At 62.6% G+C, this 21,602-nt stretch carries 19 protein-coding genes and 1 pseudogene; 19 read left to right on the top strand and 1 reads right to left on the bottom strand.

Going from position 1 to position 21,602, the window contains the following annotated elements:
• The first annotated feature begins 43 nt into the window (after positions 1 to 43).
• The 6 genes and pseudogenes from ACFSNN_RS30400 (at position 44) to ACFSNN_RS30375 (ending at position 6,048) form a co-directional block, all read left to right on the top strand.
• On the top strand, positions 44 to 1,060 hold the full coding sequence (locus ACFSNN_RS30400) for an aldo/keto reductase (protein WP_166799367.1): 1,017 nt from the start codon (positions 44 to 46) through the stop codon (positions 1,058 to 1,060).
• Positions 1,057 to 1,929, top strand: coding sequence for an L-fucono-1,5-lactonase (locus ACFSNN_RS30395; protein ID WP_134464165.1), 873 nt, complete (start codon positions 1,057 to 1,059; stop codon positions 1,927 to 1,929). Before ACFSNN_RS30400 ends, ACFSNN_RS30395 begins: the two co-directional genes overlap by 4 nt.
• A 13-nt stretch (positions 1,930 to 1,942) precedes the next feature.
• The gene (locus ACFSNN_RS30390; protein ID WP_134464163.1) at positions 1,943 to 2,950 is read left to right on the top strand and encodes a zinc-binding alcohol dehydrogenase family protein; all 1,008 of its coding nucleotides are present in this window, start codon (positions 1,943 to 1,945) and stop codon (positions 2,948 to 2,950) included.
• A gap of 27 nt (positions 2,951 to 2,977) precedes the next feature.
• Positions 2,978 to 4,138, top strand: a complete 1,161-nt coding sequence (locus tag ACFSNN_RS30385) for a mannitol dehydrogenase family protein (protein WP_134464161.1) — start codon at positions 2,978 to 2,980, stop codon at positions 4,136 to 4,138.
• Positions 4,135 to 5,659 (top strand): annotated as a pseudogene (locus tag ACFSNN_RS30380) (UxaA family hydrolase). The gene ACFSNN_RS30385 and the pseudogene ACFSNN_RS30380 overlap by 4 nt, the downstream one beginning before the upstream one ends.
• A gap of 83 nt (positions 5,660 to 5,742) precedes the next feature.
• Positions 5,743 to 6,048, top strand: coding sequence for a hypothetical protein (locus tag ACFSNN_RS30375; protein ID WP_208949583.1), 306 nt, complete (start codon positions 5,743 to 5,745; stop codon positions 6,046 to 6,048).
• Positions 6,049 to 6,119: 71 nt separating this feature from the next.
• Here ACFSNN_RS30375 and ACFSNN_RS30370 read toward each other — a convergent pair whose 3' ends face one another.
• Positions 6,120 to 7,025: a LysR family transcriptional regulator gene (locus ACFSNN_RS30370; RefSeq protein WP_134464159.1), complete on the bottom strand. Its 906-nt coding sequence runs from the start codon at positions 7,023 to 7,025 to the stop codon at positions 6,120 to 6,122.
• Positions 7,026 to 7,120: 95 nt separating this feature from the next.
• Here ACFSNN_RS30370 and ACFSNN_RS30365 point away from each other — a divergent pair, with 95 nt between their 5' ends.
• The 13 genes from ACFSNN_RS30365 to ACFSNN_RS30305 all read left to right on the top strand — a co-directional run bounded on the left by ACFSNN_RS30365 (position 7,121) and on the right by ACFSNN_RS30305 (position 21,577).
• Positions 7,121 to 8,092, top strand: coding sequence for a ketopantoate reductase family protein (locus ACFSNN_RS30365; RefSeq protein WP_134464157.1), 972 nt, complete (start codon positions 7,121 to 7,123; stop codon positions 8,090 to 8,092).
• Positions 8,089 to 8,481, top strand: coding sequence for a VOC family protein (locus ACFSNN_RS30360; RefSeq protein ID WP_134464155.1), 393 nt, complete (start codon positions 8,089 to 8,091; stop codon positions 8,479 to 8,481). Before ACFSNN_RS30365 ends, ACFSNN_RS30360 begins: the two co-directional genes overlap by 4 nt.
• Before the next feature lies 1 nt (position 8,482).
• Positions 8,483 to 8,941 carry a MaoC family dehydratase gene (locus ACFSNN_RS30355; protein ID WP_134464153.1) on the top strand — a complete coding sequence of 153 codons (459 nt, stop codon included), beginning with the start codon at positions 8,483 to 8,485 and terminating at the stop codon, positions 8,939 to 8,941.
• Complete coding sequence (locus ACFSNN_RS30350) at positions 8,941 to 10,164, top strand: CaiB/BaiF CoA transferase family protein (RefSeq protein ID WP_134464151.1); 1,224 nt, start codon at positions 8,941 to 8,943, stop codon at positions 10,162 to 10,164. Before ACFSNN_RS30355 ends, ACFSNN_RS30350 begins: the two co-directional genes overlap by 1 nt.
• A complete protein-coding gene (gene aroE, locus ACFSNN_RS30345; protein WP_134464149.1) occupies positions 10,161 to 10,994 on the top strand; it encodes a shikimate dehydrogenase in 834 nt (277 codons plus the stop codon). Before ACFSNN_RS30350 ends, aroE begins: the two co-directional genes overlap by 4 nt.
• Before the next feature lie 317 nt (positions 10,995 to 11,311).
• A complete protein-coding gene (locus tag ACFSNN_RS30340) occupies positions 11,312 to 12,793 on the top strand; it encodes a sensor domain-containing diguanylate cyclase (RefSeq protein ID WP_134464147.1) in 1,482 nt (493 codons plus the stop codon).
• A 280-nt stretch (positions 12,794 to 13,073) separates the two neighbouring features.
• Positions 13,074 to 14,135, top strand: coding sequence for an NAD(P)-dependent alcohol dehydrogenase (locus ACFSNN_RS30335; protein ID WP_134464145.1), 1,062 nt, complete (start codon positions 13,074 to 13,076; stop codon positions 14,133 to 14,135).
• 25 nt (positions 14,136 to 14,160) lie between these two features.
• Positions 14,161 to 15,063, top strand: coding sequence for a GNAT family N-acetyltransferase (locus ACFSNN_RS30330; RefSeq protein ID WP_134464143.1), 903 nt, complete (start codon positions 14,161 to 14,163; stop codon positions 15,061 to 15,063).
• 68 nt (positions 15,064 to 15,131) lie between these two features.
• Positions 15,132 to 16,457, top strand: coding sequence for an NAD(P)/FAD-dependent oxidoreductase (locus ACFSNN_RS30325; RefSeq protein WP_134464141.1), 1,326 nt, complete (start codon positions 15,132 to 15,134; stop codon positions 16,455 to 16,457).
• 70 nt (positions 16,458 to 16,527) lie between these two features.
• A complete protein-coding gene (locus ACFSNN_RS30320) occupies positions 16,528 to 17,985 on the top strand; it encodes an aldehyde dehydrogenase family protein (protein WP_134464139.1) in 1,458 nt (485 codons plus the stop codon).
• Between the two features lie 68 nt (positions 17,986 to 18,053).
• Positions 18,054 to 19,256: a M20 aminoacylase family protein gene (locus ACFSNN_RS30315; protein WP_134464137.1), complete on the top strand. Its 1,203-nt coding sequence runs from the start codon at positions 18,054 to 18,056 to the stop codon at positions 19,254 to 19,256.
• 184 nt (positions 19,257 to 19,440) lie between these two features.
• Positions 19,441 to 20,739, top strand: coding sequence for an MFS transporter (gene tcuC / locus ACFSNN_RS30310; protein ID WP_134464135.1), 1,299 nt, complete (start codon positions 19,441 to 19,443; stop codon positions 20,737 to 20,739).
• A 55-nt stretch (positions 20,740 to 20,794) separates the two neighbouring features.
• Positions 20,795 to 21,577 (top strand): substrate-binding domain-containing protein, encoded by a 783-nt coding sequence (locus ACFSNN_RS30305; protein WP_134464133.1) that lies wholly within the window; start codon positions 20,795 to 20,797, stop codon positions 21,575 to 21,577.
• Positions 21,578 to 21,602 lie beyond the last annotated feature (25 nt).

Below are 21,602 nucleotides of genomic sequence, written 5' to 3'. Positions count from 1 at the left end.
TGCGGCCGTCCGCCGGCACCTCCTCCATTCAGACATACCCTCGATGAAAGCCATTGCAACGCACGCGCTGCCACGAAGCGGATTGGCGATGACCACGCTGGGCCTCGGCTGCTCACAACTCGGCGGACTCTACAAGCCTATGTCGGCCGAACAGGCCACCGCGCTGGTCGACTGGGCGTGGGACGCCGGCATCCGTTATTTCGACACGGCGCCGTTCTACGGCTATACGCTCTCCGAGCGGCGAGTCGGACATTCGCTGCAGAGGCGTGAACGGGAGCGCTACGTACTGAGCACCAAGGTCGGGCGGCTCATGCGGCCCGATGCCACCGTCCAGCCCGGCGACGGCGGGTGGGCACACCCCCTGCCTTTCCGGCCTCATTTCGACTATACGTTCGACGGCATCATGCGCTCGTACGAAGATAGTCAGCAACGTCTCGGCATGCGGACGATCGACGTCCTCTATGTCCACGATATCGGCGTTGCCACGCATGGCGATCAGCATTCACGCTACTGGGAACAACTGACCCGGGGCGGCGGATTCCGGGCGCTCGCCGAACTGCGCGAGTGCCAGGCCGTTGCCGCGATCGGGCTCGGCATCAACGAATGGCAGGTCGCCGTCGACGCGATGCAGGAAGCCGATCTCGACCTCATCCTGCTGGCGGGCCGCTACACGCTGCTCGAACAGGAAGCGCTCGCTCCATTACTCGATCGATGTGCGCGCAACGACACTCGGATCGTCGCCGGCGGCGTGTTCAACTCCGGCGTACTCGTGGGCAACGGCAAGTTCAACTATGCCGACGCGCCGGTCGAAGTAGCGGACAGGGTCGCGCGTCTCGCCGCCGTCTGCAGCCGGTTCGAGGTTCCGCTCGCTGCCGCGGCTCTCCAGTTCCCACTGGCGCATCCGGCCGTGGTGTCCTGCGTAATCGGCGCGAGCAGTATTGCGCAGTTGCAGCAGAACATCGCATGGCTCGAAACGCCGCTTCCGCCGGAACTGTGGCAGGCCTTGCAGCGCGAGGGGCTAATCGCAGAAGCGGCCCCGATCCCGGAGGTCTGCGCGTGACGCTCCGAATCGACGCCCACCAGCACTTCTGGCGGATTGCGAGTCGCGACGGTTACTGGCCGCCGCACACGCTGGATGCCATCTACCGGGACTTCGGTGCGCAGGACCTCGAGCCTATCCTCGCGCGCTCCAACATTCAGCGCACAGTGCTGGTCCAGTCACTGCCGACGCCGGAAGACACGCGCTATCTGCTCGACATCGCGTGCGCATCGAGCGTCGTGGCGGCAGTCGTCGGATGGGTGGACCTGAAGTCCGCCGGGGCGTCGGCCAGTCTTGCCACGCTGGCCCGGCAGCCAAAATTTCGCGGCGTTCGACCCATGCTGCAGGATCTCGAGGATGACCGCTGGATCGACGACGCGATGGTCGAACCTGCGGTTGAGGCGATGCTCGAACACGATCTCAGTTTCGACGCGCTCGTCACGCCTCGCCATCTGCACGCGTTGCTCGCGTTCGCACGCCGATACCCTCGCCTGCGCATCGTGATCGACCACGCGGCAAAGCCGCCGATCGTGTCCAGCCAGTCTGAACCGTGGCGCGTCGCGATGAGCCGCCTTGCCGAACTGCCCAACGTCCATTGCAAGCTCTCCGGACTCTGGACGGAAGCCGGTCCCCATCCCGACCTCACGCTTGTCGAGCCGTACGTGCGCGCCGTATGTGAGTGGTTCGGGGCGTCACGGCTGATGTGGGGCAGCGACTGGCCCGTGTCCAGACTTGCCAGTCATTTTGGTGGCTACGGCGACTGGCTCGCCTGGTGCGAACAATGCTGCGACCGCTTCCTCGGTCCCGAAGCGCACGCCAGCGTTTTTGGCGGCAATGCATGCCATTTTTACAGAATCGATCATCCGTCCGACGATCGACAATTCCAATAGAGAGGATGCCAAAATGCTTAGCGTCATTTGCGAATCGCCCGGCGTACTGCGCCATGAAGAACGCGAACCGCCGCGCCGCGCTGAAGGTGAAGTGCTGCTGCGGGTTCGCCGCGTCGGTATCTGCGGCACGGACATGCACATCTATTCGGGCAATCAGCCCTACCTGCAATACCCGAGAGTCATGGGGCACGAGTTGTCAGCCATCGTCGCCGAGGCTGATCCCGGCGCGCACGTCGTGCCCGGCGATGCGGTCTATGTGATGCCCTATCTGTCGTGTGGAAAATGCATTGCCTGCAGACAGGGTAAAACCAACTGCTGCGTCAACATCAAGGTGCTCGGCGTGCATCGCGACGGCGCGTTGACGGAATATCTGTCGGTGCCCGCGCAGTTCGTGCACAAGGCCGACGGCGTGACACTGGATCAGGCGGCAATGCTCGAGTTCCTCGCCATCGGCGCGCACGCGGTGCGCCGCGCCGATGTGACGGCCGGCCAGCGCGTTCTCGTCGTCGGCGCCGGACCAATCGGCATGGCGGCCATGCTGTTCGCGAACCTGCGCGGCGCACACGTCGCCTGCCTCGACACGCGCGCCGATCGTCTTGCGTTCTGCCGCGAGCACATTGCGGTGTCGACAGTTCAGATCGGGCCGAATGACGTCGACGAATTGTCGGCGCTCACCGATGGCGAGTTCTTCGACGTGGTGTTCGATGCGACGGGCAACATCAAGGCGATGAACCGCGGCTTTGAGTTCATCGCCCACGGCGGAAAATATGTGCTGATTTCGATCGTCCCGGGCGAGATCGCATTCTCCGATCCGGAGTTCCACAAGCGCGAGGCGACCCTGCTCGGCAGCCGCAACGCGACCGCGGAAGACTTCGAAACGGTCCTCGACGCGATGCGCGCGGGCCGCATCCCCGACAAGGCGCTCAATACTCACCGCATGAGCCTCTCGGACGTACCCACCGAGTTCCCGAAACTGATGGAGCCCGGACAAACCGTCGTCAAGGCGCTGGTCGAGTGCTAACCGAACCTCGTGGTGGAATCGTTCGAGATGAGTGAACCTATTCTTCAGTTTGGCACCAGCCGGTTCCTCCAGGCCCATGTCGCACTGTTCGTTTCGCAGGCGCTTGAGCGGGGCGACGCAATCGGCGGCATCTGCGTGGTGCAGACGACCGACAACCCGTCCAGCCAGGCGCGCATCGCCGCACTGGCCCAGGCAGCCAGTTATCCGGTGAAAATCCGCGGCATGGAGGGCGGCGCGATCGTGGACACGGTCGTCGATTGCCGCGCCATCCGCGCTGCCTGGATTGCCAATCGCGACTGGGCGACGATACGGCACGCGGCGATTCACGACGTACGCGTGATCGTGTCGAACACGGGCGACGTGGGCTATCGCCTCGACGAGCGTGATTCGCCGGCCCTTCTGGCGTTGGAGGAACAGGCACCGCTCAGCTATCCCGCGAAGTTGCTCACGCTCCTTCATGCACGGTGGCGTGAACGGCCTGACTCAGGCATCTCGATCTTTCCGTGCGAACTCGTCGCCAGCAACGGGGACACGCTACGCGATCTGGTGATCGGCCTGGCTCGACAATGGGCGCTGCCGGCGCCGTTTGTCGCCTATCTGTCGCAGCGATGCATCTGGGTCAACTCGCTGGTCGACCGCATCGTATCGGAACCGATCGAACCGGTAGGCGCGGTGGCCGAACCCTATGCGCTGTGGGCGATCGAGCGGCGCGCGGGCATGGAACTGCCGTGTATGCATGAAAACATCGCACTGACTGACGACCTGCGCAGCTACGAGCGACTCAAGCTGTTCTTTCTCAACCTCGGGCATACGTGGCTCGCTGACCAATGGCTCGCGCAGCGCCGAAGCGCCACCGAGACGGTCTTCGATGCAATGAACGATGGGTCGCTGCGCGACGGCATCGAGGCGGTGTGGGAGAACGAAGTGTTGCCCGTCTTCATTGCGATGGATTTGCGCGCTCGCGCCACGCAGTACGTCGCGAGCGTGCGCGAACGGTTTCTCAATCCGTACCTCGATCACCGCATCGCGGACATCGCCAATCACCATGGCGAGAAGGTCCGGCGGCGAATCCTGCCACTGTTAGAGCTCGCCGACTCGCTGTCGGTCGAATCCGGTCAGACGCGTCTGCGCGAAACGCTCGCACGGCATGGACTGACGTCCTCAACGCAAAGGGCGGACGCATCATGACAGATCAGACGGTCGTCATTCTTCACAGCGACGACAACGTGGCGGTGGCATTGCGGGCGCTCGAGGCGGGCATGCCGGTTGAAGCGGGCGGGCAACGGGTCGTCGTCAGAGATTCCATTGCGGCCGGCCACAAGCTGGCTATCCGGCGCATCGCGCGCGGCAGCGCCGTGACCAAATACCGGCAGACGATCGGTATCGCGCTCGTCGACGTCGAGCCGGGCGAGCATGTGCACGTCCACAACGTCGGCATGCCGGAGCATCATCCGCATCGCGCCACGCATAACGACGGGGTTCACGGCCTCGCACCCATGGAGCGGCCGGAAACGTTTCAGGGGTTCGTGCGCGCGGATGGACAGGTTGGAACACGCAACTACATCGGGGTGATCGCCAGCGTCAACTGTTCCGCGAGCGTCTGTCACGCGATCGCGGACGCCTTCAGGGGCGACGCCATGAGCCCGTTCAGCACGGTGGACGGCGTCGTCGCGATTACCCATCAGAGCGGATGCGGAATGTCCGCCACGGGTGACGGCATGGCCTTGCTGCGCCGCACGCTGACCGGCTACGCCTGCAACCCGAACTTCGCGGGCGTGCTGCTCGTGGGCCTCGGTTGCGAGGTGAATCAGGTCAGCGGTCTCACGAAGTCCCTCGAAGCCGGCAGCCCCGCCCGTGTCGAAACCCTTGTCATACAGGATGAAGGCGGCGTACGCGAGACGGTGGCGCGCGGTATCGCCATCGTCCGGGAGATGCTGTCGGCGGCCAGCCGCATAAGGCGCATCGAGGTCCCTGCCGCGCGTTTGAAAGTGGGGCTGCAATGCGGCGGCTCGGACGGCTATTCGGGAATCACAGCGAACCCCGCTCTCGGCGCAGCCGTCGATCTCATCGTCCGCCATGGCGGCACGGCGATCCTCTCCGAGACGCCGGAGATCTATGGCGCGGAACATCTGCTGACCGCACGGGCGGTATCGTCCGACGTCGCCGGGCGACTGCTCGACAAGCTGCGCTGGTGGGAGCGGTATGCCGCCGAAGCAGGCGGCGACATGAACAACAACCCCTCGCCCGGCAACAAGGCGCGGCATCACGACCATTCTGGAGAAATCGCTGGGCGCGGTTTCGAAAGGCGGAAGTACCGCGCTCAATGCGGTCTACGAATATGCCGAGCGGGTGTCGGAATCCGGCCTGGTCTTCATGGACACGCCGGGCTACGACCCCGTGTCCGCGACCGGTCAGATTGCGGGCGGTGCCAATCTGGTCTGCTTTACGACCGGGCGCGGTTCGGTGTTCGGTTCGAAGCCGGTGCCAACCATCAAGCTCGCGACAACCACGGGCTTGTTCGAGCGGATGCGCGCGGATATGGATTTCAATTGCGGTCAGATCGTAGATGGTCCGCTTACCGTCGAACAGGCCGGCGCGCAGGTATTTCAACTCATGCTGGACATCGCGTCGGGTACGAAGACCCACAGCGAACAGAACGGCATGGGCGATCGTGAGTTCGTGCCCTGGCTGCGCGGCGCGATCATGTAACAAGCCCGGCTTGCTGCAACCGATTGAAAGGCCGACGCGGCGCAGGAATCTCAGACTCCCGAGGGGATCAGGAACCGTTTCCCATGGACACAAACGCACCCAAAGCAACGCCGCAGGATGGCGTGAAAGACTTCCGCCTGTCAGCGTCGCAGAGACGCCTGCTTGACGAAGCGCTTGCACTGCTGATCGACACGCGCTCGCGCGCGCTGGACGTGGCGATTCAGGTCTGTCGACGTCGAGGCAGCGCCGTCCCCGATGTGCATGACTTTCAACTGCCCGCGATCATCGAACTGCAAAGGCGGCTGGAAGGAACGTGCAAGCAGTTGGACGACATGCTCCCACCGAAGTTGTCCGTGCTTGCAGCTAACGGAACGTGCGATCTTCAGTAAAGCGGACCTCCGTTCACGAGCCGGCGCATCGGTAATAGATCGATTCGAGACCCTTCGAGGTAGGTGCCTGATCAACCCGAGGCTCCAAACAATTGCACCATCACGGCGCGGAGCCAGCGATTGCCCGCTTCGTGGTGATACCTCGCGTGCCAATGCTGCCGAACGGCAAAACCGTCCACGGGAACCGGGCACGGATGGACCGCCAGATCATTGACCTTCGCCAGCGTCTCGCCGATGTGTCGCGGCAACGTGGCGATCAGGTCGGTGCTCCTGATAATTGCTCCGAGTCCGAGAAAACCCGGTAGCTCCAGCACGACATCGCGTTCGACGTGGGCGCGCGCCAGCCCTTGTTCCAACAGCTGCGCGCCCGTCCCCGCCGTAATCGCGACATGCCCCTCCGCGCTGTATTGCTTCAGCCTCAACCTCGCGCGCAGCCGCGGGTGATGGCGATTCGTCAGGCACACCCAATCCTGCGTGTATAGCTGCTGCTGATAAATCCCGCCGCCCAGCCAGGGCACGTGACCGATCGCGAGGTCGGCTTCACCCGATTCCAGCGCGCGTTCCGTATTGCCGTCGATTCTGGCGGCTTCAAGACGCACGCCCGGTGCCTGCGCGCGAACATGCGCCAGCATCCGCGGAAGCAACGTGATGTGACTGGCGTCGGTCATGCAGATACGAAACCGCCGTTTTGCGGTGGCCGGATCGAAGGCGATCTCCCACGCCACGAAGCGCCGGAGCGATTCGAGGATCTCCCGGCATGGCCCGATGAGCGCATCGGCTTGCGGCGTCGGCGCCATGCCGCCCGGCGTGCGGATGAATAACGGGTCCTGCAGATGCTCCCGCAATCGACCTAACCAGATGCTGATGGTTGGCTGGCTCTGTCCAAGCTGCTCGGCCACGCGGGTGACGCTGCGCACGTCGTAGAGCAGATCGAACAGCTGCAATAGCTTCAGATCGGGGAGTTCAGTCGAATCCATGTCTGTATTGTCTCGCGCAATGACGTCATTGTATCCATTGCATTGCCGATATGAACGCCGGATCGTATCTTCGTCTCCACATTAAGGAGACGGCAGTGAAGATTGCGATTCTGGGCGCAGGCGCACTGGGCTGTGCGATTGGCGCGGCACTCACCGAAGGCGGCAACGAGGTCTGGCTGCTGAACCGGTCGGTGGCGCACGTGGCGGCCATGCGACGCGATGGTCTGCGGGTGGACGATCCCAATGGTTCCCGCCAGCTAAGCGTCCGGGCCACCACGCGGGCCGCGGAGGCTGGCGCCGTGGATCTGGTCGTCGTGCTGGTCAAGTCGTTCCACACCGAAGCCGCGATGCGCGGCGCAATGGAGCTGATCGGACCCGAAACGCGGGTCCTTTCGCTGCAGAACGGCCTTGGACACGAGGACGTTCTCGCCGACATCGTGGGCCGGGAGCGGGTGCTGGCCGGCAAGACATACGTCGGCGGGGTAATGCGCAGCCCGGGACACATCGAGTCGGGCGTCGCCGGCAAGGCCACTTACATTGGCGAACTCGATGGTGAAGTCACTTCCCGCGCTATCGCGATTGCCGAAACCTTCACTGCCGCCGGACTGGCCACCACGGTCAGCGACAACATCGTCGGCACGATGTGGGACAAGCTCCTCGTCAATGTGGCGACCGGCGCGCTGACGGGCACCACGGGTTTGACCTACGGCCAGCTCTACGACGAGCCGCTTCTGAAGGCGACCGCGCTCGCAGCAGTCGCCGAAGCGATGGCCGTCGCCCGGGCCGCTGGTGTGACGCTGTCCACCACGGACCCCGAACGAGCGTGGGCCCTCGCCGGCGAAGGACTGTCCCCTGCCTTCAAGACCTCGATGCTGCAAAGCCTCGAAAAAGGCTCCATCACCGAAATCGACTTTATCAACGGCGCGGTCGTGCGCTGGGGACAACGGCACGGTGTGCCGACCCCGGTCAACGCGACGCTGGTGGCCTGCATCAAGGGCATCGAGCGCGCCATGACCGACCGACAACACAGCAACGAGTTGCATGGGACCAAGGAGACAACCGCATGAACGGCAGCAAGGCCTATCTGGAACATGTCGCCATCTGGGTGAAGGACATTCACTGGCACATCCGCTTTTTCGAAGACGTGCTCGGCATGACGATGCGCGAGGTCGACGGCACGCGCGAGGAACCCCGGCAGTACTGGACGCTTGGCGGTTTGCAATTCATCCATAACCCGGACTATGACGCGCCTGAGGGCCGGCTCGGCCACCTCGGCGTGATGTGTGAAGACATGGAGGCCGCGCTGGCCGCCGCACAACGGTACGGCGTCAGCGAAATGCCACAGGGGCGCAACTGGTTGCGCCTGCCGGACGGCCTCGCCGTCGAACTGATCCAGGCGAAGCCGGCCTCGTGCGTCGCGCGGGCACTTGAGATCGACCCACGCGCGCAGGTGTGACATGACCATCATCGATAAATATTGGGACGACGCCAGCGAAGGCGACAAGTGCGTGAGCCCGACCTACACGGTGACTAAAGAACGCATTCTGGCCTACGCCGATCTCACTGGCGATCACACGCCAGTGCATGTGGACGAGGAATACGCGAACGCGAGCCACTTCGGCTCGATCGTGGCACACGGCCTGTTTGGACTGTCCATCGCCGATGGGCTCAAGACTCAAAGCGACTACCGCTTCCTTCCGGGGATGTCGCTCGGCTGGACCTGGGACTTCAATCTGCCCATCAAGGTCAACGACGTGCTGCACGTGAAATTCCGCGTGGGCGCGATGCGGGCGAGCAAGAGCCGACCCGGCTGGGGCATCGTTGTGTTGCCGTCCGAGTTGATCAATGAGGACGGCCAGGTCGTCCAGCACGGTGAGCATCGCCTGATGGTGCCGCGCCGACCAGGAGCGTTCTGATGCAAGCCCGTCCTCTAGAAGGTATTCGCGTCGTCGACTACAGCCACTTTCTGGCAGGCCCGTACGTGGGACGGTGTCTCGCAGCGCTCGGCGCCGAAGTCATCAAGGTGGAGCGCCCCGGCAACGGCGACGCGGGGCGCCAGCATGCCACCGTGCTCGATGACGAACAAAGCGGCTACTTCCTGCAACTCAACATGGGCAAGCGTGGCGTCAGCGTCAACATGAAGGACCCGCGCGGCAAGGACTTCATGCAGCGCCTGTGCGATTCGGCGGACGTATTCGTCGAGAACTACCGGCCGGGCGCTCTGGACAAGCTCGGGCTGGGCTATGCGGAGCTGTCCGCGCGAAATCCGCAACTGGTGTACTGCTCGATCTCGGCCTATGGCCATACGGGACCGGATGCGCATCGCGCCGGCTTCGGCCTGATTGCCGAAGCGAAGAGCGGCATCATGCAGATGATCGGCACGCCCGGCGAGCCGCCGCCGCTGATGCGCATCTCGCTCGGCGATATGTACACGGGCATCCACGCCGTAGCGGCCATCAACGCGGCGCTGCTGGGTCGCGTGAAGAGCGGCCGGGGGCAGCACATCGACATGGCGCTCTACGACACGCTGGTGTCGATGCACGAATACGCGGTGCAGTGCTACACGCTACAAGGCGTCGTTCCAGAACAGACTGGTCACGACATGCCCACTTCGACGCTCTATGGCGTGTTCCGTGCCGCCGATGGCGACCTCGTCATCGCGGCGCAGGTGGACGACGCGTGGAAACGCTTTGCCGGCCTTGTGGAGGCCCATGGCGGACCGTCCGGCTTCGGAGCCGACACGCGTTTCCATGACGGCGCGGGACGCAATGCCAACCGGTTGGAGATTCTGTCCGTGGTCCAGCCCTGGGTTGCCAGCCGGCCGGTGGCCCAGGTGCTGGAACTGCTCGATGGCATCGACGTGCCTTGCGCGAAGGTACAGCGCATCGACGAAGTGCTCGCCGATCCGCAGATCGTCGCGCGGGGCATGGTGGTCGAGCAGCAGCATCCGCGCTACGGCACGCTGCGTCTGCCGAACCTGCCGTTTCGCTTCTCCGACTGCGATACGACGATCCGCGAGGTCGCGCCCGACCTTGGCCAGCACAACGCGGAGGTCGCGCGGTCACTGGGCTTCGGCGCTGCCGAAATCGACGCCATGCAGACCGACGGCGTGCTGTATTCAAACGCGAGGCCAAGATGACTGACCAGTACGCGGTGATCGGCAACCCGATCGGCCACACGAAATCCCCATTGATTCACGGTCTCTTTGCGCAAGAGACGCAGCAGGACATGTCCTATACGGCCATCGAAGGTCCATTGAGCCCGCAGGAGGCGTTTGCCGAAACCGTCAACGCTTTCAGGGCCGCGGGCGGCAAAGGAATGAACGTCACGGCGCCCTTCAAGCTGAAGGCGTTCGCGATGGCCGATGAGCGCAGTGAGCGAGCGCAACTGGCCGGAGCGGCCAACGCGCTGAAGTTCGAAGACGGCCGGATCGTGGCGGAAAACTTCGACGGCGTGGGACTGGTGCGCGATATCGAAGTCAATCTCGACCTGCCGATGACCGGCAAGCGCGTGCTGGTTCTTGGCGCCGGTGGCGCGATGCGCGGGGCGTTGCTTCCCTTCCTCGCGGCGCGGCCCGTTGAACTGGTCATTGCAAACCGCGACGTGGCCAAAGCCGAGGCGCTGGTGGCGCAAGCCGGAGCGCGCGCCTCACTTATCGCCTGCGGCTACAAAGACCTTGCAGCGATGAGCGGCTTCGACCTGGTGGTGAACGCCACGTCGGCCAGCCTCACCGGTGAGTTACCGCCGGTTCCCCCGAATGTGTTCAACCCGAAAGGAGCGGCCTACGAACTGGCCTACGGCAAGGGACTGACTCCCTTCCTGCGCCTCGCGCGCAATGCGGGCGTGCTGGGCATCGCGGACGGTGTCGGCATGCTGGTGGAACAGGCGGCAGAAGCATTCGCATGGTGGCGTGGCATCCGGCCCGGGACGCGGTCCCTCATCGACCAGCTTACCGTTCCCCTCGATTGAACACATGGCATCATTCGGTTTTCGCGGGAATCGTCAAAGGACAGATTAGTGGATTCGGATTGCAGAGCTATCTCCTCGCTTTGCGCTCGGCCCTCGCGAAGATCGATACGAAGTAAACGTTCGAGGCGTTCGACCGGCCCGCAATCGGTCGGGCAAACGCCCTACATTTATTTCCGGCGATGCCGTTATCGCAGCTAGTGGCAATTTTTTCCAGCTTCGAACGGCTCACCGCAATCGCCAGACTATCCCCGATGCCTTCGTCGAAAAGGCCCTGATGTCGCGACGGTTGAACCGGGCACATTCATAAGAACCTTACCGTGTCTGTTTCCATTTCCAACGGAAAGCTCGCTGTATGGGCAGGCCGACATTCCTTGATCGTCGGCGTTCTGGGCACTTTGATGGCACTCGCGGTGACAGCGATCAGCCTCGCCACGCTTCAGGCCGCAAGGAACCAGGCACTGGACCATGCACACGACACATCTGGAAACGTTACCTCCGTCCTCGTCAGCAACATCGAGCGGACCTTTGAAACGTCCGACAACGCCCTTCTGACCTTGATCGCAGCCTGGCAGAATCCAGCTGTGCAAAGCATGGACTCCGCAGTACGGCATCAAATATTCTTTAACAGCACCTCAGCCAGGTATTTGACCGGTGCGGGCGTCACAGACGGTAAAGGTTGGTTAATCGATGGCTGCTGCGGGACTTCCCATCACTGGAATTTTAGTGACCGGGACTATTTCGTGGTTCACCGCGAGTCGGCAAACGTGGGGCTTTATCTGTCATCACCTTACCGTGCACGTTCAAGAAGCGGAGTGGAAGCCATTGCGTTGTCCAGACGGATCAACCAGCCCGATGGCTCATTCGGCGGTGTCGTCATGGTGGCGATCGATCTTGCCTACTTCCGTCAGCTTCTTTCAAAGCTCGATGTGGGCCCTCACGGAGTAACCGCGATCGTCCGTACCGACGGTACGGTGATAGCAAGAAATCCCCCTCTCAGCACGGCTCAGACGATCAAATCGGCGACTTTTTTCTCGCGTATGGTGAACCACGATTCCGGTTTCTATGCCGCGCGATCGTCTATCGACGGAACAGTTCGTTTATATACCTTTCAGCGTATTCCCGGCACGCCCCTCATCGCCGTCGTCGCACCCGCGGAAATCGATATATTGGCCGGCTCCAGACGCATGGCCTGGATGGTCGGCGTCTCCACTGCAACCATAGGCATTGCGTTTTGCGTAGTCGTATGGCTGCTTGCGTTTGCGCTCCGCGAGCATGTGAAGACACAGGTCCTGCTGACCGAACTTACCCAGACAGACCCGCTGACCGGTGTCAGAAACCGCCGCGCCCTTGATGAGTTTCTGGAAAACGAGTGGGAGAGGCTTCGTCGCAACGAGAGCTGCCTGTCGGTGCTTTTCATCGATGCCGATCATTTCAAGCAATACAACGATAGTTACGGCCACGCACAAGGCGACCTCGCATTAAAACATCTAGCTACGTGTATCAGACGGCATGCGTGTCGCCGTGGCGACCTTACCGCGCGGTACGGCGGCGAGGAATTCGTCGTCGTGTTGCCCGACACCGATGAAACTGGAGCGATGCAGGTCGCTGAAGCGATACGCCATGAGGTCGAAACCGGGCCAATCGATGTTTCCGAATCGTTGGCGCGGTTTACGGTAAGCATCGGCTGCGCCACTGGCCGACGTGCATATCCTCGATCGCTTGCCGAGCTGACAAATAAGGCGGATGCCGCGCTGTATGCGGCTAAACGCGGCGGCAGAAACGCTGTTGTACCAGGTTGAGCAAGCAACGGCGCGGGCTGCCACGGCTGGTCATTCGCCGCTCCAGCGAGTCGCGCCGATGAGCGCGCCACATAAAATGCTGCGCGAGGCACGCCAAACGCGGTTTTCGTACTCTTTTCAAATTTTTTTCGAACGTCGTAGTGTGACCTCGCTCACGTAACATAAGACTCTATCGGGCCGTGTAGCGCCCGTGAAATCTTGCTGATCCGTGGGCTCTTCGAGCCGACCGCAAGCTTCTCGACACCAGCAGGCTCAAGACGGATTAATCGAGGACAGACAGATGGTACGGGCTGCACGAGGATACGCTGCCACATCGGCGACGACGCCATTGAGTCTGTTCGACTTCGAGCGCCGCAGCCTCAGAAGCGATGATGTCGTGATCGAGGTGCTGTATTGCGGTGTTTGTCATTCGGATCTGCATACCACGCGCAACAATTGGGGCAACGCCAAATATCCTATCGTGCCGGGCCATGAGATCGTCGGCAGGGTCAAGGAGCTCGGCGCCGAAGCGACGCGCTTCAAGGTAGGAGACCATGTAGGCGTGGGTTGCATGGTCGATTCCTGCCAGCATTGCAAGACATGCCGGAATGGCTTCGAGCAGTATTGCGAAAGCGGCGCGACCTCGACCTACAACAATACCGACCGCCACGATCAGTCCCGCACGCAAGGCGGCTATTCCGACCAGATCATCGTGTCGGAAAAGTTCGTCCTCAGAATGCCGGATAACCTTGATCTCAAGGGCGCGGCACCGTTGCTGTGTGCCGGCATCACCACGTATTCGCCTTTGCGCCACTGGAATGTCGGTGAAGGGTCGCGGGTTGCCGTCATCGGACTCGGCGGGCTCGGTCATATGGCCATCAAGCTGGCCAGCGCCATGGGCGCGGACGTGACGCTGATCACGCGATCGGCGGGTAAAGAAACAGATGCCCGCGCGCTGGGCGCCCGTGATGTCGTGCTATCGGGCGATGTCGAACAGATGGCGGCGGCAAAGAGCCGCTTTGATCTGATCATCGACACCATTCCGTATCAACACGACCTCAACCCTTACGTCGCCACGCTCGATTCCGGCGGCACGCTGGTGCTGGTGGGATATTTCGGTCCCGTCGAACCGGCGCTGAACTCTTCGCCGATGATGTCCAAACGCAAAACTGTGGCGGGCTCGTTTATCGGCGGGATTGCAGAAACGCAGGAAATGCTCGATTTTTGCGGCAAGCATGGCATCACTTGCGAAATAGAAATGATCGATATTCAACAGGTCAACGAAGCCTTCGACCGGATGCTCAGAAGCGACGTTAAATATCGGTTTGTGATTGATCTTGGCTCGCTGAAGTCCGAGATCTGAAGCGCAGGATTGGCAAGGAGATTCAATGAACAATACTGGTGCCGTGAACGTTACGCCTTCATCGCAAGCGCTTCACTATCGAAACTTCACCGCGGCGGATATTCCGACGGCTCATGCTCTGTCGCTGGCATGTAGCTGGCCGCACCGGCCAGAGGACTGGCAGTTCGCCGCCGAGCAGGGAACGGGATTTACCGCCGAAGAAAACGGCGTGGTGGTTGGCACGGCGTTGTGCTGGAAATACGGCACGGAGCGCGGCTCGCTCGGTCTCGTGATCGTGTCGCCGGAACATCAGGGGCGCGGCATCGGCCGCAAGCTGATGGAGCTGTTGCTCGAAGAATTGGGACCGCGCATTACGTTCCTGCACGCCACGCCGGCAGGTCGTCCGCTCTACGAAAAGCTCGGCTTCAACGTGTGCGATACGCTCCAACAGTTTCAGGGCAACGTCGGCGAAACTCGGCCTGTCACGCTGCCCGACGGTGAACGGCTGCGTGCCGCGACTCCCGCCGATTTCCCCGCGCTCATCGAACTCGCGACGCGCGCTTCGGGCCTTGAACGAAAACCGATGCTGTCGGCATTGCTGGAAATGGGCAAAAACGTGGTGCTCGAACGTGACGGCGAGATCATTGGCTTCTCGAACCTTCGACGCTTCGGCAGAGGCTTGGTGATCGGTCCGATGGTCGCGATGCGCTCACCCGACGATCTTCGCGCAAAAGCCTTGATCGGCTATTGGCTGAACGGCCGCGAAGGTCAATTCATTCGAATCGACGTGCCCTCGGGCTCGAGTCTGGCCGAATGGCTGGTTGCACAAGGACTGAAGTGCGTCGATAGCATAGTGAAGATGGTCCGCAACGCACCCGCCGTCGCGCATCAAGGCGCCCCCGATCCGGTCTACCGGTTGTACGGGCTCGTTAGCCAGGCGATGTTCTAGGCGTTGCGACAGGTAAACTTGCCGACAGACGATCACCCGACACGCGACTCACGAAGGAGCTTTCACAGATGCGCGTACCGTTGACCCGCATTGATTCCACCCCGGCGCTACCCGAGAGCGCCGACGTCGTCGTGATAGGCGCGGGCATTGTCGGCGTATTCACAGCGTGGTTTCTCGCGAAGCGCGGCGTCAAAGTCGCGCTGATCGAAAAAGGCGTGGTAGGCGGCGAGCAGTCCAGCCGGAACTGGGGCTGGTGCCGGCAACAGAACCGCGATGCGCGCGAATTGCCGATTGCGACCGAAAGCCTGCGACTGTGGCAGCAGTTCGAAGACGAATCCGGCGAATCCGCCGGCTTTCGCCGCAGCGGCCTGCTGTATCTGAGCAATGACGACGACGAACTCGGCGGATGGACGCGCTGGTGCGAATTCGCCCGCACGGCGGGCGTCAAAACCGAAGTGCTCGGCAGCAAACAGGCCAACGAGCGGGCTGCCGCAACCGGGCGCAACTGGAAAGGCGGCGTGTTCGCGCCGACCGACGGCACGGCCGACCCGGCCAACGCCGCTCCGGCCGTGGCACGCAGCATCATCAAACTGGGCGGCACGGTTCATCAGAACTGCGCGGCACGCGGAATCGAAACCGAGGGCGGCAGGGTCAGCGGCGTTGTGACCGAGCACGGCGTGATCCGCACGAAGACCGCGGTCCTGTCGGGCGGCGCATGGGCCTCGACGTTTTGCCGGCAACTCGGCATCCGCCTGCCCCAGGCGACCATTCGCTCGTCGCTCATGTCCGTGTCGCTGCCACGCGGCACTTTGCCGGACGCGCTGCACACGAAAAACATCACCATCACGCGACGTGGCGACGACGCCTATTCGCTCGCTATCAGCGGATTGGGGAAGTTCGACCCCACGTTGCAAAAATTTCGCTATGCCAAAGACTTTCTGCCGATGTTCGCGCGCCGCTGGCAAAGCCTCAGTGCGGGCGGTCTGGAAGGCGTGCGCTCGGGCCATGAAGGCATGACCCGCTGGCGGCTCGATCAGCCTACGCCGATGGAAAAGATGCGCGTGCTGGACCCAAGCGTCGATGAAGCCACGCTCACGGAGATTCGCAGGCGTGCCATCGATCTGTGTCCGGTAATCGGCGAAGGACGCGTGGCCGCCTCATGGGCCGGCTATATCGACATGACGCCTGACGGCATCCCCGCAATCGGCGAAACGCAGTCGCTGCCTGGCTTCGTACTGGCTGCGGGCCTGAGCGGCCACGGCTTCGGCATCGGGCCGGGATGCGGTCATCTCGTGGCGGATATGGTCACCGGCGCGACGCCGATCGTCGACCCCGAGCCTTATCGTCCCGAGCGGTTCGACAAATCGATGTGGGGCAAGGTCGCTGACTTCTGACGATTTCGACTTCTATTTGCGCGCTTTCGCCTGCCGCGAGCGCACGGTATCGACGCAAGGATAAGCTGCAATGAAATCACCGGTTCTTCATTTGACGCAGGCTGGCCATCTGGACCGCTTCTTTATCGACGGCGAATGGATCGCGCCTGTCGGTACGGAACGCACCGCCGTGGTCTGCCCTTCCACCGAAGAGACGCTCTGCGACATCCCGTTGGGGAACGCCAGCGACGTCGACCGCGCCGTGCAGGCCGCGCGCAAAGCATTCGTGAGCTGGTCGATGACTTCGCCCAAAGAGCGCGCCGTGCTACTCGACCGCGTTCACGCCCTCTTCCTCGAACGAGCGGAACTGTTCGCGCTTGCCCTGTCGATGGAAATGGGCGCGCCAATCAGCTACGCGCGCAGTGCCCATGTGCCGCTCGCGGCCGAACATATCCGCGTCGCACGCGACAACCTCGCCACGTACCCGTTCGTCGCCCAGCGCGGCACCACCGCCATCGCCCGCGAACCGATCGGCGTGTGCGCGCTCATCACGCCGTGGAACTGGCCGATCTATCAGATCACCGCGAAAGTCGGGCCGGCATTGGCTGCCGGCTGCACCGTCGTTCTCAAGCCCAGCGAGTTGTCGCCGTTGAGCGCCCTGCTGTTTGCCGAGGTCATCGCCGATGCGGGCATTCCGGCGGGCGTGTTCAACCTCGTGAGCGGCACGGGCCCGGAAGTGGGGACCGCTCTGTCCTCCCATCCGCTGGTCGATATGGTGTCGATCACCGGTTCGACGCGAGCGGGCGTGCTGGTCGCCCAGGCGGCCGCGCCGACGGTCAAGCGCGTTGCCCAGGAACTCGGCGGCAAGTCACCCAACATCGTGTTGCCTGATGCCGATCTGCCGCGTGCGGTCACGCTCGGCGTAGCGGCCGCGTTTCGCAACATGGGGCAGTCATGCAGCGCGCCTACGCGGCTGATCGTCCCGCGCAGTGTGATGGCCCAGGTGGACGAACTCGCCGTGGCGGCGACCCAACAGATGATTGTCGGCGATCCGTTCGCCGAGGCGACGACCCACGGTCCGCTGGCGAATCGCGCGCAGTTCAGCCGGGTGCAGCAGATGATCGAAGCGGGCGTGGACGACGGCACGAAGCTGATCGTGGGCGGTGCAGGCAGACCCGTCGGTTTGAGCCAAGGCTTCTACGCGCGCCCGACAATCTTCTCGGATGTACGCACGGACATGCCCATTGCCCAGCAGGAGATCTTCGGGCCCGTCCTAGCGATCCTCGCGTATGACACTGTGGAAGAAGCCATCACCATCGCGAACGACACCGTGTACGGCCTTGGCGCGCATGTCCAGGGCACGGACAAAACGCTGATGCGCCAGGTCGCTGCACGCATCGAGTCAGGCCAGGTCCATCTGAATTACCCGGCGTGGGACCCGCAGGCCCCGTTCGGTGGCTACAAGCAATCCGGCAACGGCCGCGAGTACGGGATCGAAGGCATGGAAGAGTACATGGAGGTGAAGTCGATCCTCGGGTACTACAATTAAGCGATCGCAAGACGTCACGCAGTGACGTCGACAACCTGAAGCTGTCAGCTTTCGAAAAGGTGCTGAGATTGGAAACCGCCGACATTCCCGAGACATCGCTAACCGCGCATCAGCCGCATTGGGCAAAGTTGCGCCGCGACCTTCATGCCCATCCTGAGTTGCGCTTCGAAGAACACCGGACGGCCGACGTCGTCACGCGTGAGCTCGAGCAACTCGGTTATACGGTATCGCGCGGACTGGGCGGAACGGGCGTCGTGGCAAGCTTGCCGGGCAAGAATCCGGATTGGGGCATCGTGCTGCGTGCGGACATGGATGCGCTGCCCATCCACGAAGCCAACAAATTCACGCACGCGTCGTGCACGCACGGGATCATGCACGCATGCGGCCACGACGGCCACACGGTGATGCTGCTCGGCGCCGCGCGCATTCTGAAGGGCATGCCGCAATTACCCGGCAGCGTTCATTTCGTGTTTCAGCCTGGAGAAGAAGGCGGCGCGGGCGCGCGAAAGATGATCGACGAGGGTCTGTTCGAACACTATCCCACCGAGGCGGTGTTCGGCATGCACAACTGGCCTGGATTGCCAGGCGGGCATTTCGGCTTGCGGGTCGGCCCGATCATGGCGGCCGGTTCGCGCTTCAAGATTACGGTCACAGGCAAGGGCGCCCACGCCGCGCAGCCGCATCTTGGCCTCGATCCTATCCCGCTGGCCTGTTCGATGGTGCTGCACTGCCAGACCATCGCAGCGCGACACAAGGACCCTGTCGATCCCGCCGTGATCTCCGTCTGCATGATCCACGCAGGCGACACCGACAACGTCATTCCGGACAGCGCTGAGTTGCGCGGAACGATACGCGCGCTTTCGTCAGAACTGCAGCAGAAATTGCAGCGTGATATCCAGATGATGTGCGAAGGGCTGGCGGCCGCTCACGGCGCTCAGGTCGATGTCACGTTCTTCCAGTACTATCCGGCGACCATCAACACGCGCGCCGAGACCCAACTATGCGAAGCCGTGATTCGCGAGACTTTCGGCGATGAACGTACGCACGCCGACGTGCCGGCCAACATGACATCGGAAGACTTCGGCTTCATGCTGGAAGAGCGGCCCGGCACGTATGTGCTGATCGGCAATGCCCAAGCCGGCACGGCCGCACCGGGTTTGCACAACCCGAAGTACGACTTCAACGACGAGATCATTCCAGCGGGTGTTCAATACTGGATTACGTTGGCACGGCAATACTTTCAGACTCGTCAGCCTGAGCGCTGCCCTTGATGCTCACCACCCCGCGCCGGTGAACGGCTAACGCGCCGTAGCGCCCAACGCCGTGCCGATTGATAACCAGAGCGCATCAATCGTTCAGAAGATTGCACTTATCGTTTTACCGCCCAAGGGCCAATATTCCTGAAAGGACAGAAAGCGGACCACCGCAACGTCCGGGATTTCAGGAGACACATCGATGCCCCCCTCGCCCTCTACCCTCTCGCCGGCACGTTCAAAGGCCGCGGCGGTTTTCCGCGTAACGGCCGGAAACTTTCTGGAGCAGTTCGACTTCTTTCTGTTCGGCTTCTATGCGACCCAGATCGCCAACGTCTTCTTTCCGGCCGCGAGCGAATTTGCCTCGCTGATGATGACCTTCGCGGTCTTCGGCGCCGGTTTTCTGATGCGCCCGCTGGGCGCGATCGTGCTCGGCGCTTACATCGACGACGTGGGCCGCCGCAAGGGCCTGATCGTGACGCTCTCCATCATGGCGACCGGCACCATCCTGATTGCGTTCGTGCCGGGCTACGCCACCATTGGCCTTGCGGCGCCGGCGCTGGTGCTGCTCGGGCGGCTCTTGCAGGGCTTTTCCGCGGGTGCGGAGCTGGGCGGCGTCTCGGTGTATCTGGCCGAGATGGCCACGCCCGGCCGCAAAGGCTTCTTCACGAGCTGGCAGTCCGCGAGCCAGCAGGTGGCGATCGTCGTGGCCGCGGCCCTCGGCTTCGCGCTCAACCAGTCGCTGGACGCCGCCACCATCGCGGCGTGGGGATGGCGCGTACCGTTCTTCGTCGGCTGCATGATCGTGCCGTTCATCTTCATGCTGCGTCGTAATCTGCAGGAGACCGAGGAATTCAAGGCGCGCCAGCATCGCCCGAGCATGAAGGAGGTCTTGCGCACGCTGGTCGAGAACTGGGCCGTCGTGATTGCAGGCATGATGCTGGTGGCGATGACCACCGCGAGCTTCTATCTCATCACGGTCTACGCGACGACTTTCGGCAAGACGGTCCTGCACCTGAGCACCGCCGACAGTTTGCTCGTGACGCTGTGTGTCGCCGTATCGAACTTCGTGTGGCTGCCGATCGGCGGAGCCCTCTCCGACAGGATCGGCCGCCGGCCGCTGCTCGTCGCCATGACGCTGCTCGCCATCTTGACCGCATACCCGGCACTGTCGTTTCTCGCCCACGCGCCGAGCTTCGTCAACATGCTGCTCGCACTCCTTTGGCTCTCGTTCATGTACGGCATGTATAACGGCGCGATGGTCGTCGCGCTGACGGAAGTGATGCCAGCGCAGGTACGCGTCGCGGGCTTCTCGCTCGCCTATAGCCTCGCGACGGCGGTATTCGGCGGTTTCACGCCGGCGATCTCCACGGCACTCATTCACATGACCGGCGACAAGGCTGCACCCGGCTATTGGATGAGCTTCGCCGCGGCGTGCGCCCTTCTTGCGACCTTCGCCCTGTATCGCCGCCGCGCAGCGACGCTGACTCCCGCGCACTGATTCGTCTCTGCTTCTGCATGTTTGCAGACACACGCAATCCGACACGACTACCACCATGAAAAAACTGTTCCTGAAATTTTGCGCGGCAACGCTCGTTGCAACCTCGGCCGTGGCGGCAAACGTGCAGGCCGCCGACCTGCACGTCATGAGCTCGGGTGGTTTTACCGCGGCGTACAAGGTGCTCGGTCCCAGGTTTGCGTCCGAGACGGGCAACACGCTCGACACCGCGCTGGGTCCGTCAATGGGCAAATCGCCTGAAGCGATCCCCAACAGGCTTGAACGCGGCGAACCCGCGGATGCCGTCATCATGGTCGGATACGCACTTGACGATCTGATCAAGGAAGGCAAGGTCATTCCCGGATCGCGGGTCGAACTGGCGGATTCGCGCATCGGCATGGTCGTACGCGAAGGCGCGACGAAGCCTGATATCAGCTCCGCGGACGGGCTTCGGCAGACCCTCCTGCATGCGAAGTCGATTGCCTACTCGGACAGCGCAAGCGGTGTCTATATCGAGCGGGAGTTGTTCAAGAAGCTCGGCATCGAAGATCAGGTCAAGTCGAAGGCGAAGATGATCCCGCGCATTCCAGTCGCCTCGGTGGTGGCGAACGGCGATTACGAAATCGGCTTCCAGCAGGTGAGCGAGTTGCTGCCCGTCAAAGGGGCGACTTTCGTCGGGAAGATTCCAGAGTCCCTGCAGTCGGTCACGCGTTTCGCCGCCGGCATTCCTGTCGGTGCACAGCATCCGAAGGAAGCGAAAGCCCTCCTCGACTATCTCGCTTCGCCCGGCGTACAGACAGACGTGAAATCGACCGGGCTCGACACCGTTTCCTCTCATTGACGCGAACCTGACAGGAAGGCTTGCT

Origin of the sequence: Paraburkholderia dipogonis, from assembly GCF_042680985.1 — a bacterium.
Lineage (GTDB): Bacteria > Pseudomonadota > Gammaproteobacteria > Burkholderiales > Burkholderiaceae > Paraburkholderia > Paraburkholderia phytofirmans.
Note: the sequence above shows the minus strand (reverse complement) of the source record. Positions and strands in the feature narration are given on the sequence as shown.

What these genes read in the sequence shown, in the direction of transcription:
- ACFSNN_RS30400 (WP_166799367.1), top strand. Translation starts at nt 44, where the DNA reads ATGAAAGCCATTGCAACGCACGCGCTGCCACGAAGCGGATTGGCGATG.
- ACFSNN_RS30390 (WP_134464163.1), top strand. Translation starts at nt 1,943, where the DNA reads ATGCTTAGCGTCATTTGCGAATCGCCCGGCGTACTGCGCCATGAAGAA.
- ACFSNN_RS30385 (WP_134464161.1), top strand. Translation starts at nt 2,978, where the DNA reads ATGAGTGAACCTATTCTTCAGTTTGGCACCAGCCGGTTCCTCCAGGCC.
- ACFSNN_RS30375 (WP_208949583.1), top strand. Translation starts at nt 5,743, where the DNA reads ATGGACACAAACGCACCCAAAGCAACGCCGCAGGATGGCGTGAAAGAC.
- ACFSNN_RS30370 (WP_134464159.1), bottom strand. Translation starts at nt 7,025, where the DNA reads ATGGATTCGACTGAACTCCCCGATCTGAAGCTATTGCAGCTGTTCGAT.
- ACFSNN_RS30360 (WP_134464155.1), top strand. Translation starts at nt 8,089, where the DNA reads ATGAACGGCAGCAAGGCCTATCTGGAACATGTCGCCATCTGGGTGAAG.
- ACFSNN_RS30355 (WP_134464153.1), top strand. Translation starts at nt 8,483, where the DNA reads ATGACCATCATCGATAAATATTGGGACGACGCCAGCGAAGGCGACAAG.
- ACFSNN_RS30350 (WP_134464151.1), top strand. Translation starts at nt 8,941, where the DNA reads ATGCAAGCCCGTCCTCTAGAAGGTATTCGCGTCGTCGACTACAGCCAC.
- aroE (WP_134464149.1), top strand. Translation starts at nt 10,161, where the DNA reads ATGACTGACCAGTACGCGGTGATCGGCAACCCGATCGGCCACACGAAA.
- ACFSNN_RS30335 (WP_134464145.1), top strand. Translation starts at nt 13,074, where the DNA reads ATGGTACGGGCTGCACGAGGATACGCTGCCACATCGGCGACGACGCCA.
- ACFSNN_RS30330 (WP_134464143.1), top strand. Translation starts at nt 14,161, where the DNA reads ATGAACAATACTGGTGCCGTGAACGTTACGCCTTCATCGCAAGCGCTT.
- ACFSNN_RS30325 (WP_134464141.1), top strand. Translation starts at nt 15,132, where the DNA reads ATGCGCGTACCGTTGACCCGCATTGATTCCACCCCGGCGCTACCCGAG.
- ACFSNN_RS30320 (WP_134464139.1), top strand. Translation starts at nt 16,528, where the DNA reads ATGAAATCACCGGTTCTTCATTTGACGCAGGCTGGCCATCTGGACCGC.
- tcuC (WP_134464135.1), top strand. Translation starts at nt 19,441, where the DNA reads ATGCCCCCCTCGCCCTCTACCCTCTCGCCGGCACGTTCAAAGGCCGCG.
- ACFSNN_RS30305 (WP_134464133.1), top strand. Translation starts at nt 20,795, where the DNA reads ATGAAAAAACTGTTCCTGAAATTTTGCGCGGCAACGCTCGTTGCAACC.